The sequence below is a fragment of the Bacteroidales bacterium genome (genome assembly GCA_031275285.1).
Lineage (GTDB): Bacteria > Bacteroidota > Bacteroidia > Bacteroidales > UBA4181 > JAIRLS01.
The window spans coordinates 14,430-35,848 of record JAISOY010000222.1; the positions used below are offsets into that span (position 1 = coordinate 14,430).

The window sequence follows — 21,419 nt, forward strand, 5'->3', positions numbered from 1 at the left end:
TATTTATCCAATTAAGGTATGAAGAGAGTCTTAATACTTGACAGAGATGGGACATTAGTCATAGAACCACCCGTTGACTACCAATTAGACAGTCTGGAAAAACTGGAATTCTATCCCAAGGTATTCCGGAATTTATACTTCATACAAAAAAAGCTGGATTTTGAATGGGTGATGGCGACCAACCAGGATGGCTTAGGTAGCGCCTCATTTCCAGAAGAAACATTTTGGCCGGCACAAAACAAAATCATACAAACATTTGCGAATGAAGGGATCATTTTCGATGATATCCTGATAGACCGTTCTTTTCCTGACGAGAACAAACCGACCCGAAAACCGGGTACGGGAATGTTCTGCAAATACCTGCCTCCCGAATATGACCTGACCCACTCATTTGTCATCGGCGACCGGGTCACCGACATTGAATTAGCTAAGAACCTGGGCTGTAAAGCTATTTTATTGAATGACGGAGCACTTCTCAAAGATCATCCGGAATTACATGAGACCTGTATTCTTGCTACTACCGATTGGGATAAGGTTGCTGAAATCCTTTTTGCAAAGGAGCGGCGTGCTGTTATTCAACGTACCACAAAAGAAACAGACATCCATGTGGAAATTAACCTGGATGGAAACGGGGTATGCGATATTCATACAGGTTTGAATTTTTTCGACCATATGCTCGAACAGATCGGAAAACATTCGGGCATGGATTTAACTATTCACACGAAAGGCGATCTGAATGTGGATGAACACCACACCATCGAAGATACGGCTATTGCGTTGGGTGAAGCTTTATATAATGCTTTGGGCAGCAAAAGAGGTATAGAGCGATATGGCTTTTCGCTTCCCATGGATGACTGCCTTTGTTCGGTTGCCCTTGATTTTGGCGGAAGGCCCTGGCTTGTGTGGAATGCTGAATATAAGCGGGAGAAGGTGGGCGATATGCCTACAGAGATGTTTTTACATTTCTTCAAATCTTTGAGTGACGCAGCCAAAATGAACCTTAATATCAAGGCAGAAGGAGAAAATGAACACCATAAAATAGAAGGCACTTTCAAAGCGCTGGCCCGTGCATTGAAAATGGCTATCCGTAGGGATATCTATCATTTTGAACTCCCCAGCACAAAAGGAACCCTCTGATAAACGATCACACGACAATAACCACGACTTTATTCTACTGTAACCGATTTGGCAAGGTTACGAGGCATATCTACATCCCGTTTCTTATTCACAGCAATATGATAGGACAACAATTGCAATGGAACAGTCACCAGTAAAGGATCGAAACAATCTTCAGTTGCAGGAACCTCGATCACATAATCAGCAATATTTTTAACGACCATATCATTTTCACTGACAATGGCAATGACCCGTCCATTTCTTGCCTTGATCTCCTGTATGTTACTGATTACTTTTTCATACATACCATTGTCCGTAGCTATGGCTACAACAGGCATTTCACTATCAATAAGCGCAATAGGCCCGTGTTTCATTTCAGCTGCCGGATAACCTTCGGCATGGATATAGGATATTTCCTTTAATTTCAATGCACCTTCCAACGCAACCGGATAATTATATCCCCGTCCGAGATAAATAAAATTATGGGCATAGGTGAAAATATTTGATAATTCCCTTATTTTCTCATTTGATAGTAGTATCTGTTCTATCTTTTCCGGAATCGAATTCAACTCGTGTAATAAATCAACAAAACGTTTTTCTGATATGGTTTTCTTTTCACGGCCAACGCATAATGCCATAATAGATAATACCATTAACTGAGCGGTAAATGCCTTGGTTGATGCAACGCCAATTTCCGGACCTACATGGGTATACGAACCCGAATCGGTATTTCTGGGAATAGATGAACCGACCACATTGCAGATCCCGTAAACAAAAGCACCGGATTTTCTCACTAGCTCGATGGCTGCAAGAGTATCAGCCGTTTCCCCTGATTGGGAAATCGTAATGACAATATCATCCGGATAAATAACCGGATTCCGGTACCGGAATTCCGAAGAGTACTCGACTTCCACCGGAATCCTGCAAAACTCTTCAAAAAGATATTCACCGATGAGCCCGGCATGCCAGGATGTCCCACAAGCCAGGATAATGATCCGCCTGGCATTCAGAAAACGTTCCCGGTTATCGATAATACCTGAAAGTACCGCATTGTCACATGCTACATTGATCCGACCCCGCATACAGTCACGTAAAGTGCGCGGTTGTTCGAATATCTCCTTCAACATGAAATGCGGATAACCACCCTTTTCCAGTTGGCTCAGACTCATCTCCAATTGTATGATCTCGTGAGTTTTTTCAATATTCTCTATGGTCACTATTTTAGGTGAGGTTTTTCGCTTTACAGTGGCTATATCTCCGTCTTCCAGATAAATCACCTTGTTGGTATATTCAATAATAGGAGAAGCATCCGATGCGATAAAAAATTCATCATCTCCAATACCCAATACCAACGGACTACTTTTACGGGCCGCTATGATCTGGTCAGGATTGTTTTTTTCAATAATTGCAATAGCATAAGCTCCTACTACCTGATTCAGTGCAAGCTGAACCGCTGTATGTAAGTCCACATGATTCAGATTCTTTACAAATTCAATCAATTGAATTAATACTTCCGTATCCGTACTGCTCTGGAAAGTATAACCACTTTTCAATAATTGCTCTTTCAATACTACATAGTTCTCAATGATACCATTGTGTATCAATGCCAGATTTTCCGACTGCGAATAGTGGGGATGCGCGTTCACATTGCTGGGTTCACCATGAGTTGCCCAACGTGTATGAGCTATTCCTATCGTTCCTGATACATCTTTATTCGCACAAAACTCTTCCAGGTCGGATACCCTCCCTTTAGCTTTGCATATATTCAGATTACCCTGTTGATTCAAGAGCGCAATTCCTGCACTGTCATACCCACGATATTCCAGTCTATGAAGTCCTTTTATCAGGATAGGGTAAGCTTCCTGATTTCCAATATATCCAACAATTCCACACATATTATTAAAATAACTTAACTTTCATTTTTTAAAAATTCATGTCCTTTTTCTTTCATATTATAATCATATCACAAAGATTCAAGGACAATAACCATTAGAAACAGGTCAAAGGTAAAAACAATAGTGTATTTTCAAGAAGATTAAAGCTATTTTTCAGTCAGTATCCATATTTAATATATTTATCATATAATAATTATCTACATAACAGTAGTTTAATAAAAATCACAATAAATAAATGAAATTTTTCCTTTACAAAATTTGTTTTGCATTTAAAATAAATATATTTTTGTATCAATTACAAATTTATAATAATTTTAAATATTCATATTATGGCATCTATCATTAATTCTTTCATTCCCGAATTTAAAGCGAACGCTTATCATAACGGTGAGTTCAAAACCATTACCGATAAAGATGTAAAAGGTAAATGGGGTATTTTCTTTTTTTATCCTGCTGATTTTACTTTTGTTTGTCCTACCGAATTGGAAGACATGGCTGATAATTACGCTAAATTCAAAGAATTAGGCGTTGAGGTGTATTCGGTAAGTACTGATACGCATTTTGTTCATAAAGCCTGGCACGATGCTTCGGAAAGCATTAAAAAGATAAAATATCCGATGCTGGCTGATCCAACTGGTGCTCTTTCACGTGCACTGGGCGTATATATTGAAGAAGAAGGGTTGGCTTATCGTGGTACCTTCCTCTTCAATCCTGAAGGACAAATCAAGGTGTGTGAAATCCATGACAATGGTATCGGACGTAATGCAGGTGAATTACTCCGCAAAGCAGAAGCGGCCAAGTTCGTAGCAGAAAATCCGAATGAGGTTTGTCCGGCCAAATGGAAAAAAGGAGACAAAACTCTGAAACCGGGTATTGATCTCGTAGGTAAAATCTAAATCCCGGTCTAAAATCATATAATGATCAATGATGGAGTAAGGATCTGGTTTCATACTCCATCTTCACCAACAAATAAATCAAATGTTAGATACAGCAATAAAAGAACAGGTAAAGTCTATTTTTTCAGAACTTTCTTCATCATATACGTTGGATATCTACGTGTCCGACACTCATGAAAACCGTGAAGATCTGATCGAATTACTGGAAGACTTGTCTTCATGCTCGGACAAGATCGAATGCCATCTGAATAAAGGGACCGGACTAGAGTTTTACCTATTGAAAGATGGGGCAAAGACCGGAATAAAATTCAGGGCTGTGCCTAACGGGCATGAGTTTTCCACACTTCTTCTGGCAATACTGAACAGTGATGGAAAAGGCAAGAATTTCCCGGATGAATTTATTCAGAACAGGATAAAAGCCTTGAAAGGAAAAATCCATATCACTACCTATGTATCGCTCACCTGTACTAATTGCCCGGATGTGGCACAAGCATTCAACCTGATGGCATTGATCAATCCCAGGATACAACACGAAACTGTGGATGGAGCCATCAATCAGGAAGAAGTGGACCGGTTGAAAATACAAGGAGTTCCTGCCGTATTTGCCGATAGTGAATTTATTCATTCGGGACGTGCCGATTTTGGCGAACTGTTGGATAAACTCGAAAAAAAATACGGATCGGAAGAAATAGTCAATCCCGTGGATACCCGTAAAGAATATGATGTGCTGGTGATAGGCGGGGGACCTGCAGGCTCTTCAGCAGCCATTTATTCCGCACGTAAAGGGTTGAAAGTAGCTGTTCTGGCTGAACGCATCGGCGGACAAGTCAAGGAAACGGTAGGCATTGAAAATCTGGTTTCAATTCCTAAGACTACCGGGGAACAATTAGCTAATGACCTGAAAAAGCATATGCTGGAATATCCTATTGATATTTTCGAGAACCGGACTGTTGAAAAAGTGGAAATTAATGGAAATAATAAAATATTGCATGTAAAAGGCGGTGAGATCTATACCTCCCCGGCGCTGATCATTGCTACCGGTGCAAGCTGGCGCAGACTCAATGTGGAAGGAGAATCAAGATACATCGGTAAGGGGGTGGCTTTCTGCCCGCATTGTGATGGTCCCTTTTACAAAGGAAAACATACAGCGGTCATTGGTGGTGGAAATTCCGGTATCGAAGCAGCCATTGACCTGGCAGGCATCTGTTCCAAAGTAACCGTTTTTGAATTCCTGGAAGAAATGAAAGCCGACCGGGTACTTCAGGAAAAATTACATAGCCTGCCGAATGTGGAGCTCTTCCTCAACGCACAAACTACTGAAATTCTTGGTGATGATGAAAAATTAGTCGGCATCAAGGTAAAAGACCGCCAGACCGAACAGGAACGTTTGGTCGAACTGGACGGTATTTTTGTTCAGATCGGATTAATACCCAACAGTCTATTGTTCAGAGACATTGTAAAAATCAACCTCATGGGTGAAATCGAGATCGATGAACATTGCCGGACGAATGTCTCTGGCATTTATGCGGCCGGAGATGTTTCTACCGTACCTTACAAGCAGATCGTCATATCAATGGGCGAAGGTGCTAAAGCAGCTCTTTCCGCATTTGATGATCGTATCCGCGGTGTTTTGGGGTAATCATTTCCGTTCCTCAGGATAAGTCAGAAAAAAACATTTTGTGTAAAACATGATAATTATTCTAATTTTACATCCATAATCAATGGATAATAGATAATGAACAAAAATGGATATTCAAGAAATACACCAACACCTGACAAGCCATGATATCAGACCCTCTATGCAGCGGGTGGCTATCATGCAATACCTGATGGAACACATGACTCATCCCACGATAGATGAGATCTTCAATGACCTGTTGCCATCTATGCCTACATTGTCGAAAACAACCGTCTATAATACCCTCAAATTGTTTTATGACAAGAAAGCTGTGTTATCCTTGACTATCGACGAAAAAAATGTAAGGTATGATGCGAATACGTTCGATCATGCTCATTTTAAATGCAAAAAATGCGGAATGATCTACGATATTCCGATGAATAAAGAGGAAGTTCCTTCTTTTAAAGAAGACATGGATCTTCTTCACGAAGAAACCCAGGTATACTTCCTGGGTACCTGTAAAAATTGCAGGTAACAATCATGCAATGATTCAACTTAAACCTATTAAAGCTTCATCATGAATTGATCTGCACAAGCATTGGATGGGTGGACGAATACCGACAAGGTGAGCGGTCCCAAAACTCCGGAAGGATTGAAAGTTCATTTCAATGCAGAATGCAGTATGAATGGTATGGGGTACCAAAATCAACCCGAATGACAGGTTCTAGGCAGAAAGTGAAACCTGTCCGGATAAGCAGAAAATAGCAATTCGTACAAAAGAACTGAACATGGATGACATGCAGTGATACCTTTCACGAAATGTGTAAGGATGGGCATGCCACGGGCAGACCTCCCAATGTATACTGAATAAGTATTTTTATGGATCATCGTTTCTAAATATGCTTGATTCTTACTTTTTCACGAGTTTTTATTAAACAAATGTTTTACCAATTATTAAAATAAATCATATGAATCTTACAAAAAAATTATCGGATGCTTTTAACCAGCAAATCAAAGCAGAAATGTGGTCGTCAAACCTGTACCTGTCTATGGCCGTTTATTTCATGAATATGGGAGGACTTGACGGATGCGTCAACTGGATGAAAAAGCAGGCAGAGGAAGAGCTGGAACATGCCCATAAACTGATCGATTATTCCGTTCAACGTGGTGGAAAAGCCATTGTTAACCAAATTGATGCAGTCCCTACTGAATGGGAGAACCCTCAGGCTGTATTTGAACATGTATACAAACATGAACTCCAAGTTTCGGAAATGATCGATCAGCTCATGGATCTGGCTATTGCAGAGAATGACAAAGCCACACAGGAATTTCTGAGATGGTTTGTGACGGAGCAAGTGGAAGAAGAAGATTCTGCTAAATCAATATTGGATAAATTCAACGTATTCGGTGTACATGGATTGTATAGCATTAATCATGACCTGGCCAAAAGATAATCGCTAAAAACAATACATCATTTATCAAAAACGTATCATTTCTTAAAAAATTGACATGGAAAATTTGAAAAAGATAATTAAAGATCGCAGGTCTTACTACCAAATCGCTGGTAAAAGTCCCATTTCCGACAAAGAGATCAAAGAATTAATTGATTTTGCAGTGCTTCATACCCCTTCTCCATTCAACTCACAATCAACCAGAATTGTACTTCTTTTGAATGAGCATCATAAAAGATTATGGGATATAGTAAAAAAGGAACTCGAAGGACTAATATCCACCGAAAAATTTCCGGCGACAAAAGAAAAAATCGAAAACTGTTTTGAAGCAGGTTATGGTACAGTTCTTTTTTACGAGGATCAAAGTGTTGTTAAAACACTTCAAAATAACTATCCGACTTTCCGGGATAATTTTCCGATATGGTCTGAACATGCTTCGGCCATGCATCAGTATGCTATATGGCTATTGCTTGAAAAAGCAGGCTTTGGTGCCTCTCTCCAGCATTACAATCCTTTGATTGATGAAGAGATCTCAAAATCATGGAAGATTGACCCGAGTTGGAAACTGATCGCACAAATGCCGTTTGGGATACCTATTACCGAACCAAATGAAAAAGTATTTGCACCAATTCAAAACAGAAGTATTATATTTGAGTAATTAATCTATTAAAACATCAACAATGAAAAAATACCAATGCGATATTTGCGGGTACGTATATGATCCCGCTGAAGGAGATCCGGACAGTGGAATTAAACCGGGAACCGCTTTTGAAGATATTCCCGATGACTGGGTATGCCCACTTTGCGGAGTAGGTAAGGAGGATTTTTCTCCTGTGGATGAATAAAATAAGAAAGGATGACTCATGTCATCCTTTCTTATTTTATTATATCTACTGAAGCAAATAAAAACAAAAGCAACAAGCCACATTAAGAGGTTCACTGATTTTCGTGATATAAAAGGGTTTCATGTGAATAAAATTTAATTTTTAATGGACACATGGACCCCGAAACCCAAAGGGTTCACCGCAGGTAACGGCTCAGTGAAACTAAATGTCCTATTTTGTTCATGACGGTGGGTATACCGCTATGTTTATGGACATTTCATCATATCTAAGCTGAATCAGACAACCGCTCAATAGGATATCAAATAGATCCGGTCGTGGGAACATTGGTTGCAGTAATAGGCTGAAAACCACCTTCTATTTCCGAGAAATTGCGGTATCCTCTTGCCTGTAAAATACTTGCTGCCATCATACTGCGATATCCGCTTCCACAGTATAAATAAAAGTGTTCTCCAGGATCGATCTCTTCTATCCAGTCATTGATATAGTCCAGAGGCTTGTTATCTGCGCCTTTAATATGTTCAGCCGTGTATTCGCCTGGTTTACGTACATCCACGACCTTATAGTTCCTATCCTTCATTTCTGCAGCAAATTTTTCAGGCGAAATACGGTTTACCCTGTCTGTTTCCTTTCCGGACTTTACCCATGCTTCAATACCTCCTTTCAGGTATCCCAACACATGATCAAAACCTACACGGCTCAACCGGGTAATGGTTTCTTCTTCCTTTCCATGATCAGTAACCAAAAGGATCGGTTGCTGCACATCTGCTACTAACGTACCTACCCAAGGTGCAAAACTTCCATTCAATCCGATATTTACAGATTGTGGAATAAATCCTTTCGCAAAATCCCGGTCATCCCTGGTATCCAATAATAAAGCATTTGTTGTCTCCGCAATGGCTTCAAAACCGGCTGCAGTGAGTGCATTCATTCCCCTGTCTAACACCGTATCAAAAACAGTATATCCCGTCTTATTCATTTCGGCATTCATTTTAAAATAACCGGGTGGAGGAAGCAATCCGTCAGTTACTGCTTCTATAAATGTATTCTTATCCGGTTGATTCAGGGCATAATTTGTCTTTTTTTGATTGCCCAACGTATCCACTGTTTCTTTCATCATATTTTTCCCGCAAGCAGAACCTGCTCCATGTGCCGGATATATTTTAATATCATCCGCCAAAGGAAGTATTTTGTTATAAAGGCTATCATAAAGCAATCCGGCCAATTGTTCCTGTGTCATATTGGTTGCCTTCTGAGCCAGGTCCGGTCTTCCCACGTCGCCTAAAAATAAGGTATCACCACTGAATAACGCCGCATCCTTACCGCTCTCATCAGACAATAAAAACAGGAGCTTTCCATCGTATGTCCGGGCGTATGTATAATACGGATCGTTACATCCCCTAATTGGAAGCGCTGGTTGTCCTTTGCAATAATAGCCTTGAATTCGGGTTGAGCAGTCGGACCATATATAATTGGGGCATTGGTTCTTTCACTCAGATGTATATGTCCACTTACGAAGTCGGCATGAAAATGGGTTTCAAAAATATATTTGAGTGTTACACCATCCCTTTCCAATCTTTTCAGATAAGGTTGCGGTTCACGCAATGGATCAATGATGGCCGCTTCTCCTTTGGAAACGATGTAATAAGCTCCATGTGACAGACATCCTGTATAAATCTGTTCAATCTTCATTATTCCTGATCAACTTTTGAAATTGATATCAAAAGTAGTTATTTTTTCTCTTCTCAAAAATGTGTCAATGACAAGAGTAATATATCACATCAGAAAAAGTTATTGCAAATACTTCAACGCTTTTTACGACAACTGCCTGGCAAAATAGCCTGATGTCCAGTGATTTTATCTGATGGCATTAAAATTTAAGGACAAAACATCCCGTAAATCAAAATATCATTATTTTTTACCTCATTACGAATCAGAGGTTTTTCCTAAAAGTACATATGATGCATGGTTGAAAGATAGGAAAATGTAAACCATTCATCATCACGGATCAATAGGTCTGTTTATGATACATTGATTACATACCAAACCAGATTGAACCATCATATCAATGAATTTAACCATACCACATATTGATGATATAATAATTTATCCTATTTTTGGATGTTGAAAAATACCAATTCCCCACATATCATGATTCATATAATTTATCTGGCATATGGTAACAATGCGGATATATATTGTCAGACTTTTTTTTCCATGCAAACTTTCTGGTTGTATCATCCCGACATTTCGATACACCTGGTTACCGATCATCCGGAATATTTTAAAAAGTTCCCGGAGAATAAACCGCTTACCATACATACGGTAGAACAGGAAACAATCAAAGAGTGGATGTGGACCGGTTCGAAAAATTTTGGATTCCGCGCCAAGCAAAAGTCCATACAATTAATGATAAACCTTTACCCGGATACGCCTTTGATGTTTATAGATTCGGACACATTTATTTACGGGTCAATGGATCGTTTGTTTCATCTATTGGAAAACGGTACAGCCATATTGCATGAATATGAGAATCTTTTATCCCGCCCTACGACTAAGACGGAACGTCATGTATGGAAACGGGTAGGAAACAGGACGGTTGAAGGAGTTAGCATCACTTCCGGTCATGCCATGTGGAATTCAGGAGTTGTCGGCATTCCCGTCAAAAGAAACAAAGAACTGATCGATACAGCCATTCAATTGTCCGACAAATTATCTTATCTCGTTGATCGGAATACATTTATGGAGCAAATGTCTTTTTCCATATTAATGTCGGATTATTATACGTTGACCGATGCAAAAGATGTTGTCGCACATTATTGGGGAAACAAAGATGGTTGGAATAAGGCCATCCAAGACATATATTTGAGGTCATACCTGTTACAGTTAAGTTTTGAAGAAGAAATGTCCATGATCCGTGATTACGATCTCTCATCTGTACCATACCGGAAAAGGAAAAATAATACGGCTGCCCGGATATGTAAAAGGGCAGAACGTATCTTCCCTGACAAAGATTACCGATATATAACTCCAGATAAGTCCCACTAAAACCTCCGATAACCACATGAAAGCAAATCTCTTCTCCCTTTTTTTAATAATGATGATAGCGGTTGCCTGTTCTTCCCAACCGAAAACAGGAAAGGAACTGATAGAAGACAATTTTCAGTTTGCTACCCGGCAATTGACTTTTTCCTTCAGTGAAATCCAAACGGCCCTATCCGAAGAACCGGAAAAAAGCAGGGAGCGGCGTGAAAGGAGCCATTCCGGTCCTTTGACCAATCCGCGTACCATAGAGCCTGACGGGAAATTACGGCTGGTCATTTCACGTGACTGGACAAGCGGCTTCTATCCCGGTGAACTCTGGTATATGTACGAATATACCGGCGATCATCAATGGATGGAACAGGCCCGTCATTATACCGGATTGATCGAACGCGAAAAGCTCAACGGAGGTACCCACGATATGGGTTTTAAAATGTTTTGCAGCTTCGGTAATGGATACCGTTTGACCAACGATGATAATTATCGGGAAATACTGATACAGTCGGCCAGGACATTGACATCCCGTTACCGGGAAAAGGTAGGGGCTATACGTTCCTGGGACCACAACAGGGACAAATGGCAATATCCGGTAATCATCGACAATATGATGAATCTTGAACTGCTTTTCTGGGCATTCGAAGAAACCGGCGATTCCCTGTTTTACCAGATCGCAGTCAATCACGCACGCACCACCATGAAAAATCATTTCCGGGCAGATTACAGTACCTATCATGTGATTGATTATGATACCATTTCCGGGCAAGTATTAAACAAGCATACCCATCAGGGCCTGGCACATGAATCGGCATGGTCGCGCGGACAGGCATGGGGACTGTACGGATATACGATGTGTTACCGGGCAACCGGGCTCACCGAATTTCTGGAACAGGCCAAACGTATTGAAAATTATATGTTTTCTCATCCTAATATGCCTGAGGATCTGGTTCCCTATTGGGATTTTGACGCACCGGATATCCCCCATGAACCACGTGACGCTTCGGCAGCATCTGTAACCGCCTCTGCATTATATGAACTAAGCGGATATGTTCCCGAAAAAACAGACGAATACCGGGCAAAAGCAGATAAGATACTGGAAAGCCTGTCTTCTCCGGCCTATCGTTCACCACTGAACGAGAACCGTGGCTTCCTGCTCATGCACAGCACAGGTTCCAAACCGGGAAAAAGTGAAATCGATGTCCCGTTGGTATATGCCGATTATTATTTCCTGGAAGCATTGTTGCGAAAAAAATTGCTTTTAGAGCAAGAGCAATTATAAAAAGTCATTTCATCCGTAATTAAGGCGAGTTTTTTTTGCAAGAATAAGAACTCTTTATCTCAGACTATTCTCAATTTGGCGAATTTCAATAATAGTTGTTTTTGTCCTGCATTGCCAAAATGTACGACTACTTTGGCATTGGAACCATTTCCATCCAGGCTGAGGACTTTTCCTACGCCAAAGCGTTGGTGTTCCACAGACATGCCCGGCTTGATCTTGTCAGGATCATCGGCCTGGTATTCGGATGTATCAGCCAGGGAAGATTTTGCAGAAAACTGATTGACCGGGGAAAGTTTCTTTGAAAAAGCCGGTTGAGCATTACCTGCAGTATCAAAAAGCGGTCTGGACGAAGGTGTGGTAAAAGGATTATTTACCATACGGGTATTCCCTCCGGGGAAATCAAGATATTTTGGATCAATTTCCTTGATAAACCTGCTGGGTGAAGAAGATACGATAGATCCCCAACGGAAACGGGTAGCGGCATAAGACAGAAAAACATTACGCCGGGCGCGGGTCAGGGCCACATAAAATAATCTTCGTTCTTCTTCGATATCCTGTAAAGAAGAAATGGACATTTGCGACGGAAAAAGGTTTTCTTCCATTCCGACGATGTATACCACATCAAATTCAAGGCCTTTCGATGAATGTACCGTCATCACCGTTACCTTGTCCATATCCTCCTCCGATTCGTTATCGGCATCCGTCAATAATGAAACATTAGCAAGGTATTGATCCAGCGTAACCAGATCTGACTCCGAGACATTTTCCTCCACAAATTCACGGATACCATTCAAAAGCTCATCGATATTCTGTAGGCGGCTGATATTCTCCGGTGTTTTTTCTGCCTGCAATAAAGAGATAATACCTGTAGCCAGTATCAGCTGATGTAAGAGTTCATAGGCATCCAACGATGCCAGTTTCTGGGAAAACCCGTTCATAAAAGTAATGAACTGTTGTATTTTAGCACGGGCCGCACCGGTTATCTCCGGAGCCAGTTGATCTGCCCTGAGTGCTGTCTCCCATAATGACAGGCCGGCTGCATTTGCTGCCGTCTCCAGTCGCCCAATGGTCGTATTGCCAATGCCCCTTGCCGGGAAATTTATGATCCGTTTGAATGCTTCATCATCCTTATAATTCACCAGCAACCTTCCGTAAGCCAATACATCTTTTACTTCCTTCCTTTCGTAGAAAGACAATCCCCCATAGATTTTGTAGGGGATATTCCTCTTCCGCAAGGCTTCTTCAAAAATACGGGACTGGGCATTGGTCCGGTACAAAATGGCAAAATCCTTATTGAACAACTGGTAATTGTATTTCATCTCCAGTATAGATGCTGCAACCAGGTATCCCTCTTCCTGATCCGTCCCGACACCGAATACACGGATACGGTCACCTGAGTCATTTTCCGAAAATATCTCTTTCTGTATCCTGTTCTTATTTTTCTCGATCAGTGTATTGGCTGCATTGACAATATTCTGGGTAGAGCGGTAATTCTGCTCCAGTTTGTACATCCGGTAATTCGGATAATCTTTCCTGAAATTCAGTATGTTTTCAATACGCGCTCCACGAAAAGCATAGATGCTCTGGGCGTCATCTCCGACAACACAAATATTGCCCCGTTGCCGGGCCAGCTTCTTCACGATCATGTATTGCGCCGAATTCGTATCCTGGTACTCATCCACCAGTATATAACGGTAAAATCGCTGGTATTTATCCAGGATTTCCGGATGATCACGAAAAAGTATATTGGTATTCAACAGGATATCATCAAAATCCATGGCTCCGGCCTTGAAGCAACGTTGTGCATATTGCCGGTAAATTTCTGAGATCAACGGCCTTTTGACGGCCGCATCCTGCACGGTAAGGTTTGAATTAGCAGCATACATACTGGCTGTTATCAGGTTATTTTTGGCTGAAGATATGCGGCTGTAGACATCTCCCACTTTATAGATCTGATCATCCAGCTTCATGTCTTTAATGATCTGCCGGAACAGGTTTTTAGTATCCTGTGTATCATATATGGAGAAATTGGAGGGGTATCCGATGGCTTCCGCCTCGGAGCGCAATATCCTGGCAAAAACGGAATGGAAAGTCCCCATCCATAAACGACGGGCCTGCTTCTCTCCTACCAGTTGTGCAATACGTTCTTTCATTTCCCTGGCAGCCTTATTGGTAAAAGTAAGTGCCAGGATACTTCCGGGTGCAACCCCTTGTGTCAGCAGGTAAGCGATCCGGTAAGTCAATACCCTCGTTTTTCCCGAACCTGCCCCTGCAATAATCAACGAAGGCCCGTCATACTGGGTAACTGCTTCGCGTTGTGTTCCGTTCAGGTCATTTAAAAAATCGATCATCCCCTGCTCCATTTTCTTTCTGGTTACTGTGTTTAAAATGGTGCCGGTTCATTGGAAGAAGTGCCTGCCGGAAAAGAATGATCATAAAATGTATCGCCCGACATATCATCTTCATTCATTTTGGATGGCATAATCTGGGGCATCATATCGTAGGCAAGGCTGTCGGCATCAGGTTCCACAAATTTGGCAAACTGACTCCTGAATTTCAACTGGACATCATCCAATGCCCCGTTACGGTGCTTGGCCAGTATAATTTCAGCGATTCCCCGCAATGAGTTCCCTTCCTCATCTTCTGTAAATCCATAATATTCAGGCCTATGTATAAAAGCAACAATATCAGCATCCTGTTCAATAGCTCCGGATTCCCTGAGGTCTGCCAGCTGGGGACGTTTATTCTGCAAACCTGTACGGTTTTCCACACCACGATTCAACTGGGAAAGAGCAATGACCGGAATATTCAGTTCTTTTGCAATGGCTTTGAGCGAACGGGAGATATTGGATACTTCCTGTTCCCTGTTGCCTTTGGTATCCCCGGTCCAGGTCATCAACTGCAGATAATCGATGATGGCAATACCGACATGGTGTTGTTGTACCAGCCTCCGGCATTTTGCCCGAAATTCAAAAACCGATAAAGCCGGGGTATCATCGATGAACACCGGAGCTTCCTGTAATGCGGTAATTTTGGATTCCAAACGTTCCCAATCCTCTTTTTCCAGTTTTCCCGTCCTGATCTTCTGCGAGTCCAATTCGGTCTCCGAAACGATCATACGTTTTACCAGCTGCTGTGAAGACATTTCCAATGAGAATAAAGCGACGGGACGCTTATGGTCTACAGCCATATTCCTGGCCATGGACAGGACAAATGCCGTTTTCCCCATGGAGGGTCTTGCTGCAATGATGATCAGGTCGGTGGGCTGCCACCCTGCTGTTATACGGTCCAGTTTAGTGAATCCGGAAGGTACACCGACCAGGTTGTCTTCACGCTTCCCGGCCTCTTCAATACTTTCAATAGCATCCTTCAACAATACACTGATGGATTGTACATCTTTTTTGATGGATCCCTGTGTGATCTCAAACATGGCCTGTTCCGAACTGTTCAGCAGGTCTTCAACATCCACACTTTCATCAAATGCCCGTTCCTGAATATGTGTAGATACCCTGATCAACTCCCGTTGCACATATTTCTGATAAATGATACGGGCATGGTATTCTATATGCACTGAAGACATTACACGGGTCGTCAACTGTGTGATATAAAATGATCCGCCTACCTCTTCCAGTAATCCTTTCTTACGAAGCTCATGGGTTACCGTTTTCAGGTCAATAGGCTCTTCCCGTAGAGACAGATCTATTACAGCCTGGTATATTTTGGAATGGGCCTCTTTATAAAAGCACTCGGGCTTGAGCAATTCAATTACTTCATAAATAGCATCTTTTTCAAGCATAATAGCACCCAATACAGCCTCTTCCATATCCACAGCCTGGGGTGGCAGTTTACCAGCTTCCACGCCTATCACCCTGGTGTTATCCATGATGGGAAAAGTTCCCCTACCCTGCCGGCTGTTTGTCTTTGCCATGTATCAAATTATTGAAGAAAGTAATACCTCCTAAATAAGAGGCGTTTACGATTATATATTAAACATTAAAATATTGTTTGGAGAAACAAAGATACAACAGTTGGCTTAGTTTATTCCATAGATGATACAAAACATTTTTCAACACCATCATAAACATAGATCCGCATAATTGTTGATAAGTAATTGAACACCTCAATTACAGCAGGTTATCAAATCGCTAATATGGGAAAACTAAAAAAACAAACGAGACGAAATATAAATTTCACAAGTTATAAAATATACCACATTCAACCTAAAGTTATTGCTAAAACAAGGGATGAAATTTTAATTTCAATAACTACAGGAGATACTGAAGTGATATTATTTACCTATGGCAGATTCTTCTTTTAAAAAGTTCAATAAACAGCCTGAATTTATCCACAAAAAAAACAGTCAGGCTTAAAAAGAACATTAACACAGAAACCATGACATTAAACGGGAAATCAACCGAAAAACAGATAAAATACCGGCATTTATAAATTCACGAATTCAGGTTTGGGAGAAGAGCACCACACTTTGTTGTCTGTTACTGATGAGCCTTATAAGCAATACAGTAAACATGTAGGTAAAAATCAGATAGAAGGATCATACAAATAATTACTTATCAACCGCAAGCGCTTCGAAAGTTTTCTAAAAGATAAGCCTTTTTAATTTTTCCACTCTCTAATTCATAAATATATATACAGAGAGAACTACCCTACAGCGCATTAATCTTCTATTGTAACTGTCATGGCATCAAAGTCCAGAATGCATTTAGAACCTATATTTTTTATAAATTTAACGCCTGCTTCCCCATCCCGACAGTTTATATGAGACCAACTAAAGTCTGCTACATAAACATCATTATCCAAGTCATCGTTACCGATCTTTCTTCCATCAAAATAGACACGTGGATCCTTCACCTTCTGACGTTCTATATGTGTCTCTGTTCCTGTAAATCCTGTACGGGTATACACTTGCTTTTGAGTATCTAATTCAATAAGATCACTTTTTGAATTGCAATATGGATATGTCAGATTCAAAAACTGATTGGAACCAGAATCAAAAAAACCAGTAAACCCTATATCATTTATTTTCAAATTCAAATAAGGAACGTTTCTAAGAAACATAAAATTTGAGGCAAGGCTAATCTCTCCAGGCTCTTGCCTTTGTGAAATACGGAAAGTATTTGCTTTCCAATCAAATTCAAACCGACCTATCATTTTCATCATTGGAATCCCCATTACAACTTGTTTCTCTTTCAACAACTCCTTCGCAATGTTTGATTGATCATTTGGAGATAAACCAGTTGACATGGGCGAAACTGAATTTAGAATTAACACCGGGATATTATAAAGTTTTACGCCCTTTAACTCTACCTCATCAATAATACCTTCCAGAGCTCTTTCCGGCTTCCCATTTATCATTCGCATAGTGTCCTGATTGGGACTTATTCTCACTCCTATATCATTAGCTGTTGCTTCATCCATAACGCAAAATAAAGAAGAACCAGTGTCAAAGAATGTTTCTACTACCTTACCGTTATATAATGCATCAAATCTAATATACTCGCTATCTTTCAACTCTATATTTTGCACATCTGAATCTCTCACAATTCGCCAAAGCGGTTCATTCTTTAATTTTTCTTTTAGTGATACTATCTTATTTTGCCCAATAAGAATTTCTGATTCGATAAATTTCTGATCCATAGAAAATGGATTTCTTTCCAAATAGTCTAAGTGTTTACCAACAGCATCTATTGACTGTTCAAACCGTTGACACTCTTCATAGACAAGAACCAACCTCCCATAATAAGAGCCTATAATAGGCCCCATAATGCGCTCATAATCCCGGTTGCTTAAAAATTCTTCAAGATAAACTATAGCACTATCCGGTTTATTAAATGCAAGTGCCATATGGATATCATAGATTAAATCAAATGCCCTGTCTTTTTGAGGAAGAAAGTATGCATATTTCGATTTAATTTCTCTAGCTTCAAAATATCTTTCCGTATGCAACAAGTCAATAAGCTCCTGAGCATAATTACGTTGTACCTGCGCATAAGACGAAATGCTAAAACATAGCATAAAAAATAAAAACACCTCTCTTTTCATGTAGTTGCTGGATTTAATAAAAAAGTCATATTGAAATACATCAATTACAAATGTAATTTTTATTTCTGAATTAAAAATAATAATTAAAAAATATACTTAAATTAACTGCTAGCGAGTTGATCATGCAGATTATTGTTAATATTATACTCATTTATTTATCAACAAGTTAAACCATAAGACTATCTTAATCATTCAAAATAACTGCTGCCAAATCGATACCTGACACAAAAAATTCCCTTATAACTAGATGATAACAAAAATAAATTCTAATACGGCTGCTATTTGAAAGAGATAGTCGTCAATTCAATAAATTTGATTATTTTTGTTTACTGGATTTAACATTGAATATTACCTAAAAAATTCACACATGAAAAAAATTGCTTTTATCATTGTTGTCATGATCAGCTTTGCCGGAAATGTTCATTCACAGGTTCATTTCGGGGTCAAAGGCGGGCTTAATTTCCCTAAGTTCAAATCGGACGAGTTATCACTGAAAGATGCTACCGGATGGCATGCCGGAATATTGCTCCAGTTTAAGGTTCCTATTATAGGATTAGGAGTCCAACCGGAATTATTGTATACTTCCCATAAGATGAAGATAGATAATATATCCAACAAAATCGGTTATTTCGAAGTACCTGTAAATGTACGATGGGGATTTAATCTTCTAATTGTCAGGCCATTTATTTTAGCAGGTCCGTATTTCGCCTATGCAGTGAATTTCGACGGAGATACCTTCAAGGATAGTGTTAAAAAGTTTGACTGGGGTATCGGATTAGGCGGTGGCATTGAGGTATGGAAATTACAATTAGGTCTTCGTTATTCCTGGGGATTGAAAAATGTTTCCGATGCCAGCGAATTTGATTTAAAGAACAATAAGTTTTCACTATCCGCAGCTATCCTTTTTTAAAGGATACTCCAAAATATACAAGGGCTATACCGCCTTGTACATTTTCCCGGGCAGACTACGTACCCAACCGGATAATTCCAGATTCAATAACAGGGTAGAGACTTTATGGACGGGCATCTGTGCATGTGCGCTAAGATGATCGATCATACATGCTCCGTGTTCCCTAAGACACTCCAGGACAATTTTCTCGTCGGCTGATACCGTTGGGAACAAATTCATCTGGATTGCTTCCGGTTGTTTTTCCTTTACATCCCAGTTCATGATGTATTCAATATCATCAACACTCTGAAGCAGATGGGCCTTGTTGGTTTTGACCAACCAGTTGCATCCTGCAGAACAGGGATCAGTTAAACGACCGGGACAGGCAAAAACATCCCTGTTATAGGAATTGGCAATATCTGCCGTTATCAATGCCCCTCCTTTCATATTGGATTCAACAACAACGGTACAATCGGCCAATCCGGCTATGATCCTGTTGCGTTTAATAAAATTATTACGGTCAATAGGACTGTCACTCAAAAACTCTGAAAGAAGGATTCCCCCATGACGGACAATTTCGCGGGCCGTAGCAGTATGCATCGACGGATATATCTGCGACAATCCGTTTCCCAGTACAGCAATGGTGGGCGTCTCATTGCGCAAAGCTGCCCGGTGAGCACAAATATCAATTCCATAAGCCAGACCACTTACAATCACCGGATGATGCCCCCGCCGGCATAATTCATCAACCAGCTGATTACAGAAATCTTTCCCATATGAAGTAGCCTGCCTTGTCCCGACAATACTCAATATCTTAGAAGATTCAAAATCAATTTCTCCTTTATAATAAAAGATAACCGGGGCATCGGGACAGTTTTTCAACCTCTGCGGATAATTATCATCCAGATAGTAGGAATAACCGATTTGGTGGCGATGAATAAAATCTATTTCTTTTTCCGCCTTTTGTAAAATATCCTGACGGGTAATGGATGAAGCCAACATCTCCCCCACTCCCGGTATTTTCATCAATACTTCTTTTCTTTCTTTAAAGACAGCTTCCGGACCGTTGCAATATGAAATCAGTTTTTTAGCCATGATATCGCCAATACCGGGAATCAGACCTATTCCGATTTTGTATTTCAACGCTTCATCCATCCTAACCCAATTCGATAGTCTGTCCTATCCGGCTACTTTCCATCACTGCCTCTATCACGTGGATCACATTCAATGCCTCCTCCGGCAGTACTTCCAGTTCCGCCCGATTCCTGATCACGTCGTAAATATTATCATAATAGGCTGCATAATTCCCGGCAATAGTTTCCACTTTTCCCCTGAAATGCATCCCATTGATCTCTGTATTCAATATTCCCCAGTATTCTTCCGGTTCTGTCCCCCACCCGGGTAATGTCGGGTTTCCGCCTTGTTTCAGCATGTCTTCCTGAGGGTCGATCCCATATTTAAGAAATGATCCCAATGTACCATGTAAGGTATAACGGGCTCCTTCTTCCCGCACCAGATAGCTTGATTTGAGCGTTACCTTTATTTCCGGATAGATCAGTTTGATATGGTAATAATCATCGATCTCTCCCCCGCTCCGTAAGGTATCTATATCGGCCCACACTGCTTCGGGCATGCCAAATAGTACCAATGCCTGATCGATCATATGCGAACCAAGGTTATAAGTGATGCCTATGCCTTGTACCAGCGACTCTTTCCAGGTATCAGGCTGGATATAGTTACGATAACGCATGTAATTCGACTCAAACTCTACCAGGCGGCCCAACCATTGATTGTCGATAATTTTCCGGACTGTAAGGAAGTCTCCATCCCACCGCCGGTTCTGGAATACACTCAACATCTTCTTATGTTTGTAAGCCAGATTCAACAGGTCTTCTCCCTGCCCGATGGTATGTGTGAACGGTTTTTCCACCACCACATTCTTCCCGGCTTCAAGGGCTTTATGCGCATATTCAAAATGTGTGGCATCCGGAGTATTGACTACGATCAGTTCAATATCATCACGATCGATCAATTCATCAAAAGAGCGGACAATATCTACCTCAGGGTATGATTTAACAGCTTCGTTTTTGGTTCGTTCAACAATTGTGTTTAAAGAAAATCCCGGATGATTATCCAGTATAGGTGCATGAAATACCTTACCCGACATACCGAATGATGCCAACCCTACTTGTATTTTTTTCATATTGTCTCTTTTAGTGACCACCTCTTTTACCTGCCTAAAGATACAAGATTTGTTGAATACAGTTATACGAAATATAAAAATTATATCAAAAAATCAGCCCATGCCAATGCATGTAAATTATATAGTTTGCA

General features: G+C 40.6%; 18 protein-coding genes. 10 read left to right on the forward strand and 8 right to left on the reverse strand.

The annotated features are described in order from the left end of the window. The first annotated feature begins 18 nt into the window (after positions 1-18). Complete coding sequence (hisB, locus tag LBQ60_21795) at positions 19-1,137, forward strand: bifunctional histidinol-phosphatase/imidazoleglycerol-phosphate dehydratase HisB (protein ID MDR2040557.1); 1,119 nt, start codon at positions 19-21, stop codon at positions 1,135-1,137. Positions 1,138-1,166: 29 nt separating this feature from the next. Here the strand turns inward: hisB and glmS are convergent, their stop codons facing one another. Continuing rightward, the gene (glmS, locus tag LBQ60_21800; GenBank protein ID MDR2040558.1) at positions 1,167-3,011 is read right to left on the reverse strand and encodes a glutamine--fructose-6-phosphate transaminase (isomerizing); all 1,845 of its coding nucleotides are present in this window, start codon (positions 3,009-3,011) and stop codon (positions 1,167-1,169) included. 329 nt (positions 3,012-3,340) lie between these two features. Between glmS and ahpC the strand changes: the two genes are divergently transcribed. The 6 genes from ahpC to LBQ60_21830 all read left to right on the forward strand — a co-directional run bounded on the left by ahpC (position 3,341) and on the right by LBQ60_21830 (position 7,821). After that, positions 3,341-3,907: a peroxiredoxin gene (gene ahpC, locus LBQ60_21805; GenBank protein MDR2040559.1), complete on the forward strand. Its 567-nt coding sequence runs from the start codon at positions 3,341-3,343 to the stop codon at positions 3,905-3,907. A gap of 82 nt (positions 3,908-3,989) precedes the next feature. Then, on the forward strand, positions 3,990-5,546 hold the full coding sequence (gene ahpF / locus LBQ60_21810; protein ID MDR2040560.1) for an alkyl hydroperoxide reductase subunit F: 1,557 nt from the start codon (positions 3,990-3,992) through the stop codon (positions 5,544-5,546). Between the two features lie 106 nt (positions 5,547-5,652). Next, complete coding sequence (locus tag LBQ60_21815; GenBank protein MDR2040561.1) at positions 5,653-6,060, forward strand: transcriptional repressor; 408 nt, start codon at positions 5,653-5,655, stop codon at positions 6,058-6,060. A gap of 433 nt (positions 6,061-6,493) precedes the next feature. Further along, positions 6,494-6,979 carry a ferritin gene (locus tag LBQ60_21820; protein ID MDR2040562.1) on the forward strand — a complete coding sequence of 162 codons (486 nt, stop codon included), beginning with the start codon at positions 6,494-6,496 and terminating at the stop codon, positions 6,977-6,979. Between the two features lie 55 nt (positions 6,980-7,034). Then, positions 7,035-7,634: a nitroreductase family protein gene (locus LBQ60_21825; protein MDR2040563.1), complete on the forward strand. Its 600-nt coding sequence runs from the start codon at positions 7,035-7,037 to the stop codon at positions 7,632-7,634. 22 nt (positions 7,635-7,656) lie between these two features. After that, positions 7,657-7,821 carry a rubredoxin gene (locus tag LBQ60_21830; protein MDR2040564.1) on the forward strand — a complete coding sequence of 55 codons (165 nt, stop codon included), beginning with the start codon at positions 7,657-7,659 and terminating at the stop codon, positions 7,819-7,821. A gap of 298 nt (positions 7,822-8,119) precedes the next feature. On the opposite strand, the gene LBQ60_21835 is transcribed toward LBQ60_21830, so the two are convergent. After that, complete coding sequence (locus LBQ60_21835; protein MDR2040565.1) at positions 8,120-9,157, reverse strand: MBL fold metallo-hydrolase; 1,038 nt, start codon at positions 9,155-9,157, stop codon at positions 8,120-8,122. Next, a complete protein-coding gene (locus LBQ60_21840; GenBank protein ID MDR2040566.1) occupies positions 9,100-9,510 on the reverse strand; it encodes an MBL fold metallo-hydrolase in 411 nt (136 codons plus the stop codon). Before LBQ60_21840 ends, LBQ60_21835 begins: the two co-directional genes overlap by 58 nt. A gap of 459 nt (positions 9,511-9,969) precedes the next feature. Between LBQ60_21840 and LBQ60_21845 the strand changes: the two genes are divergently transcribed. Together LBQ60_21845 and LBQ60_21850 are read left to right on the forward strand one after the other, a co-directional pair. After that, positions 9,970-10,866: a hypothetical protein gene (locus tag LBQ60_21845; protein MDR2040567.1), complete on the forward strand. Its 897-nt coding sequence runs from the start codon at positions 9,970-9,972 to the stop codon at positions 10,864-10,866. A gap of 49 nt (positions 10,867-10,915) precedes the next feature. Then, positions 10,916-12,136, forward strand: a complete 1,221-nt coding sequence (locus tag LBQ60_21850; GenBank protein ID MDR2040568.1) for a glycoside hydrolase family 88 protein — start codon at positions 10,916-10,918, stop codon at positions 12,134-12,136. Between the two features lie 59 nt (positions 12,137-12,195). On the opposite strand, the gene LBQ60_21855 is transcribed toward LBQ60_21850, so the two are convergent. From LBQ60_21855 to LBQ60_21865, 3 genes are all read right to left on the reverse strand, one after another. Continuing rightward, on the reverse strand, positions 12,196-14,487 hold the full coding sequence (locus LBQ60_21855; GenBank protein ID MDR2040569.1) for a UvrD-helicase domain-containing protein: 2,292 nt from the start codon (positions 14,485-14,487) through the stop codon (positions 12,196-12,198). Positions 14,488-14,519: 32 nt separating this feature from the next. Further along, entirely contained in the window at positions 14,520-16,019 is a 1,500-nt protein-coding gene (gene dnaB, locus LBQ60_21860) for a replicative DNA helicase (protein MDR2040570.1), read from the reverse strand. Between the two features lie 791 nt (positions 16,020-16,810). After that, the gene (locus LBQ60_21865; GenBank protein ID MDR2040571.1) at positions 16,811-18,196 is read right to left on the reverse strand and encodes a retropepsin-like domain-containing protein; all 1,386 of its coding nucleotides are present in this window, start codon (positions 18,194-18,196) and stop codon (positions 16,811-16,813) included. Positions 18,197-18,563: 367 nt separating this feature from the next. Here LBQ60_21865 and LBQ60_21870 point away from each other — a divergent pair, with 367 nt between their 5' ends. After that, complete coding sequence (locus LBQ60_21870) at positions 18,564-19,106, forward strand: PorT family protein (protein MDR2040572.1); 543 nt, start codon at positions 18,564-18,566, stop codon at positions 19,104-19,106. Between the two features lie 24 nt (positions 19,107-19,130). Here LBQ60_21870 and dprA read toward each other — a convergent pair whose 3' ends face one another. Further along, positions 19,131-20,240 carry a DNA-processing protein DprA gene (gene dprA, locus LBQ60_21875; GenBank protein ID MDR2040573.1) on the reverse strand — a complete coding sequence of 370 codons (1,110 nt, stop codon included), beginning with the start codon at positions 20,238-20,240 and terminating at the stop codon, positions 19,131-19,133. Position 20,241: 1 nt separating this feature from the next. Next, positions 20,242-21,288, reverse strand: coding sequence for an oxidoreductase (locus LBQ60_21880; protein MDR2040574.1), 1,047 nt, complete (start codon positions 21,286-21,288; stop codon positions 20,242-20,244). Positions 21,289-21,419: the final 131 nt, after the last annotated feature.

Bases quoted from the DNA above. Each gene is read 5' to 3' on its own strand.
- hisB (MDR2040557.1), top strand. From the start codon at position 19: ATGAAGAGAGTCTTAATACTTGACAGAGATGGGACATTAGTCATAGAA.
- glmS (MDR2040558.1), bottom strand. From the start codon at position 3,011: ATGTGTGGAATTGTTGGATATATTGGAAATCAGGAAGCTTACCCTATC.
- ahpC (MDR2040559.1), top strand. From the start codon at position 3,341: ATGGCATCTATCATTAATTCTTTCATTCCCGAATTTAAAGCGAACGCT.
- ahpF (MDR2040560.1), top strand. From the start codon at position 3,990: ATGTTAGATACAGCAATAAAAGAACAGGTAAAGTCTATTTTTTCAGAA.
- LBQ60_21815 (MDR2040561.1), top strand. From the start codon at position 5,653: ATGGATATTCAAGAAATACACCAACACCTGACAAGCCATGATATCAGA.
- LBQ60_21820 (MDR2040562.1), top strand. From the start codon at position 6,494: ATGAATCTTACAAAAAAATTATCGGATGCTTTTAACCAGCAAATCAAA.
- LBQ60_21825 (MDR2040563.1), top strand. From the start codon at position 7,035: ATGGAAAATTTGAAAAAGATAATTAAAGATCGCAGGTCTTACTACCAA.
- LBQ60_21830 (MDR2040564.1), top strand. From the start codon at position 7,657: ATGAAAAAATACCAATGCGATATTTGCGGGTACGTATATGATCCCGCT.
- LBQ60_21840 (MDR2040566.1), bottom strand. From the start codon at position 9,510: ATGAAGATTGAACAGATTTATACAGGATGTCTGTCACATGGAGCTTAT.
- LBQ60_21845 (MDR2040567.1), top strand. From the start codon at position 9,970: ATGATTCATATAATTTATCTGGCATATGGTAACAATGCGGATATATAT.
- LBQ60_21850 (MDR2040568.1), top strand. From the start codon at position 10,916: ATGATGATAGCGGTTGCCTGTTCTTCCCAACCGAAAACAGGAAAGGAA.
- LBQ60_21855 (MDR2040569.1), bottom strand. From the start codon at position 14,487: ATGATCGATTTTTTAAATGACCTGAACGGAACACAACGCGAAGCAGTT.
- dnaB (MDR2040570.1), bottom strand. From the start codon at position 16,019: ATGGATAACACCAGGGTGATAGGCGTGGAAGCTGGTAAACTGCCACCC.
- LBQ60_21865 (MDR2040571.1), bottom strand. From the start codon at position 18,196: ATGAAAAGAGAGGTGTTTTTATTTTTTATGCTATGTTTTAGCATTTCG.
- LBQ60_21870 (MDR2040572.1), top strand. From the start codon at position 18,564: ATGAAAAAAATTGCTTTTATCATTGTTGTCATGATCAGCTTTGCCGGA.
- dprA (MDR2040573.1), bottom strand. From the start codon at position 20,240: ATGGATGAAGCGTTGAAATACAAAATCGGAATAGGTCTGATTCCCGGT.
- LBQ60_21880 (MDR2040574.1), bottom strand. From the start codon at position 21,288: ATGAAAAAAATACAAGTAGGGTTGGCATCATTCGGTATGTCGGGTAAG.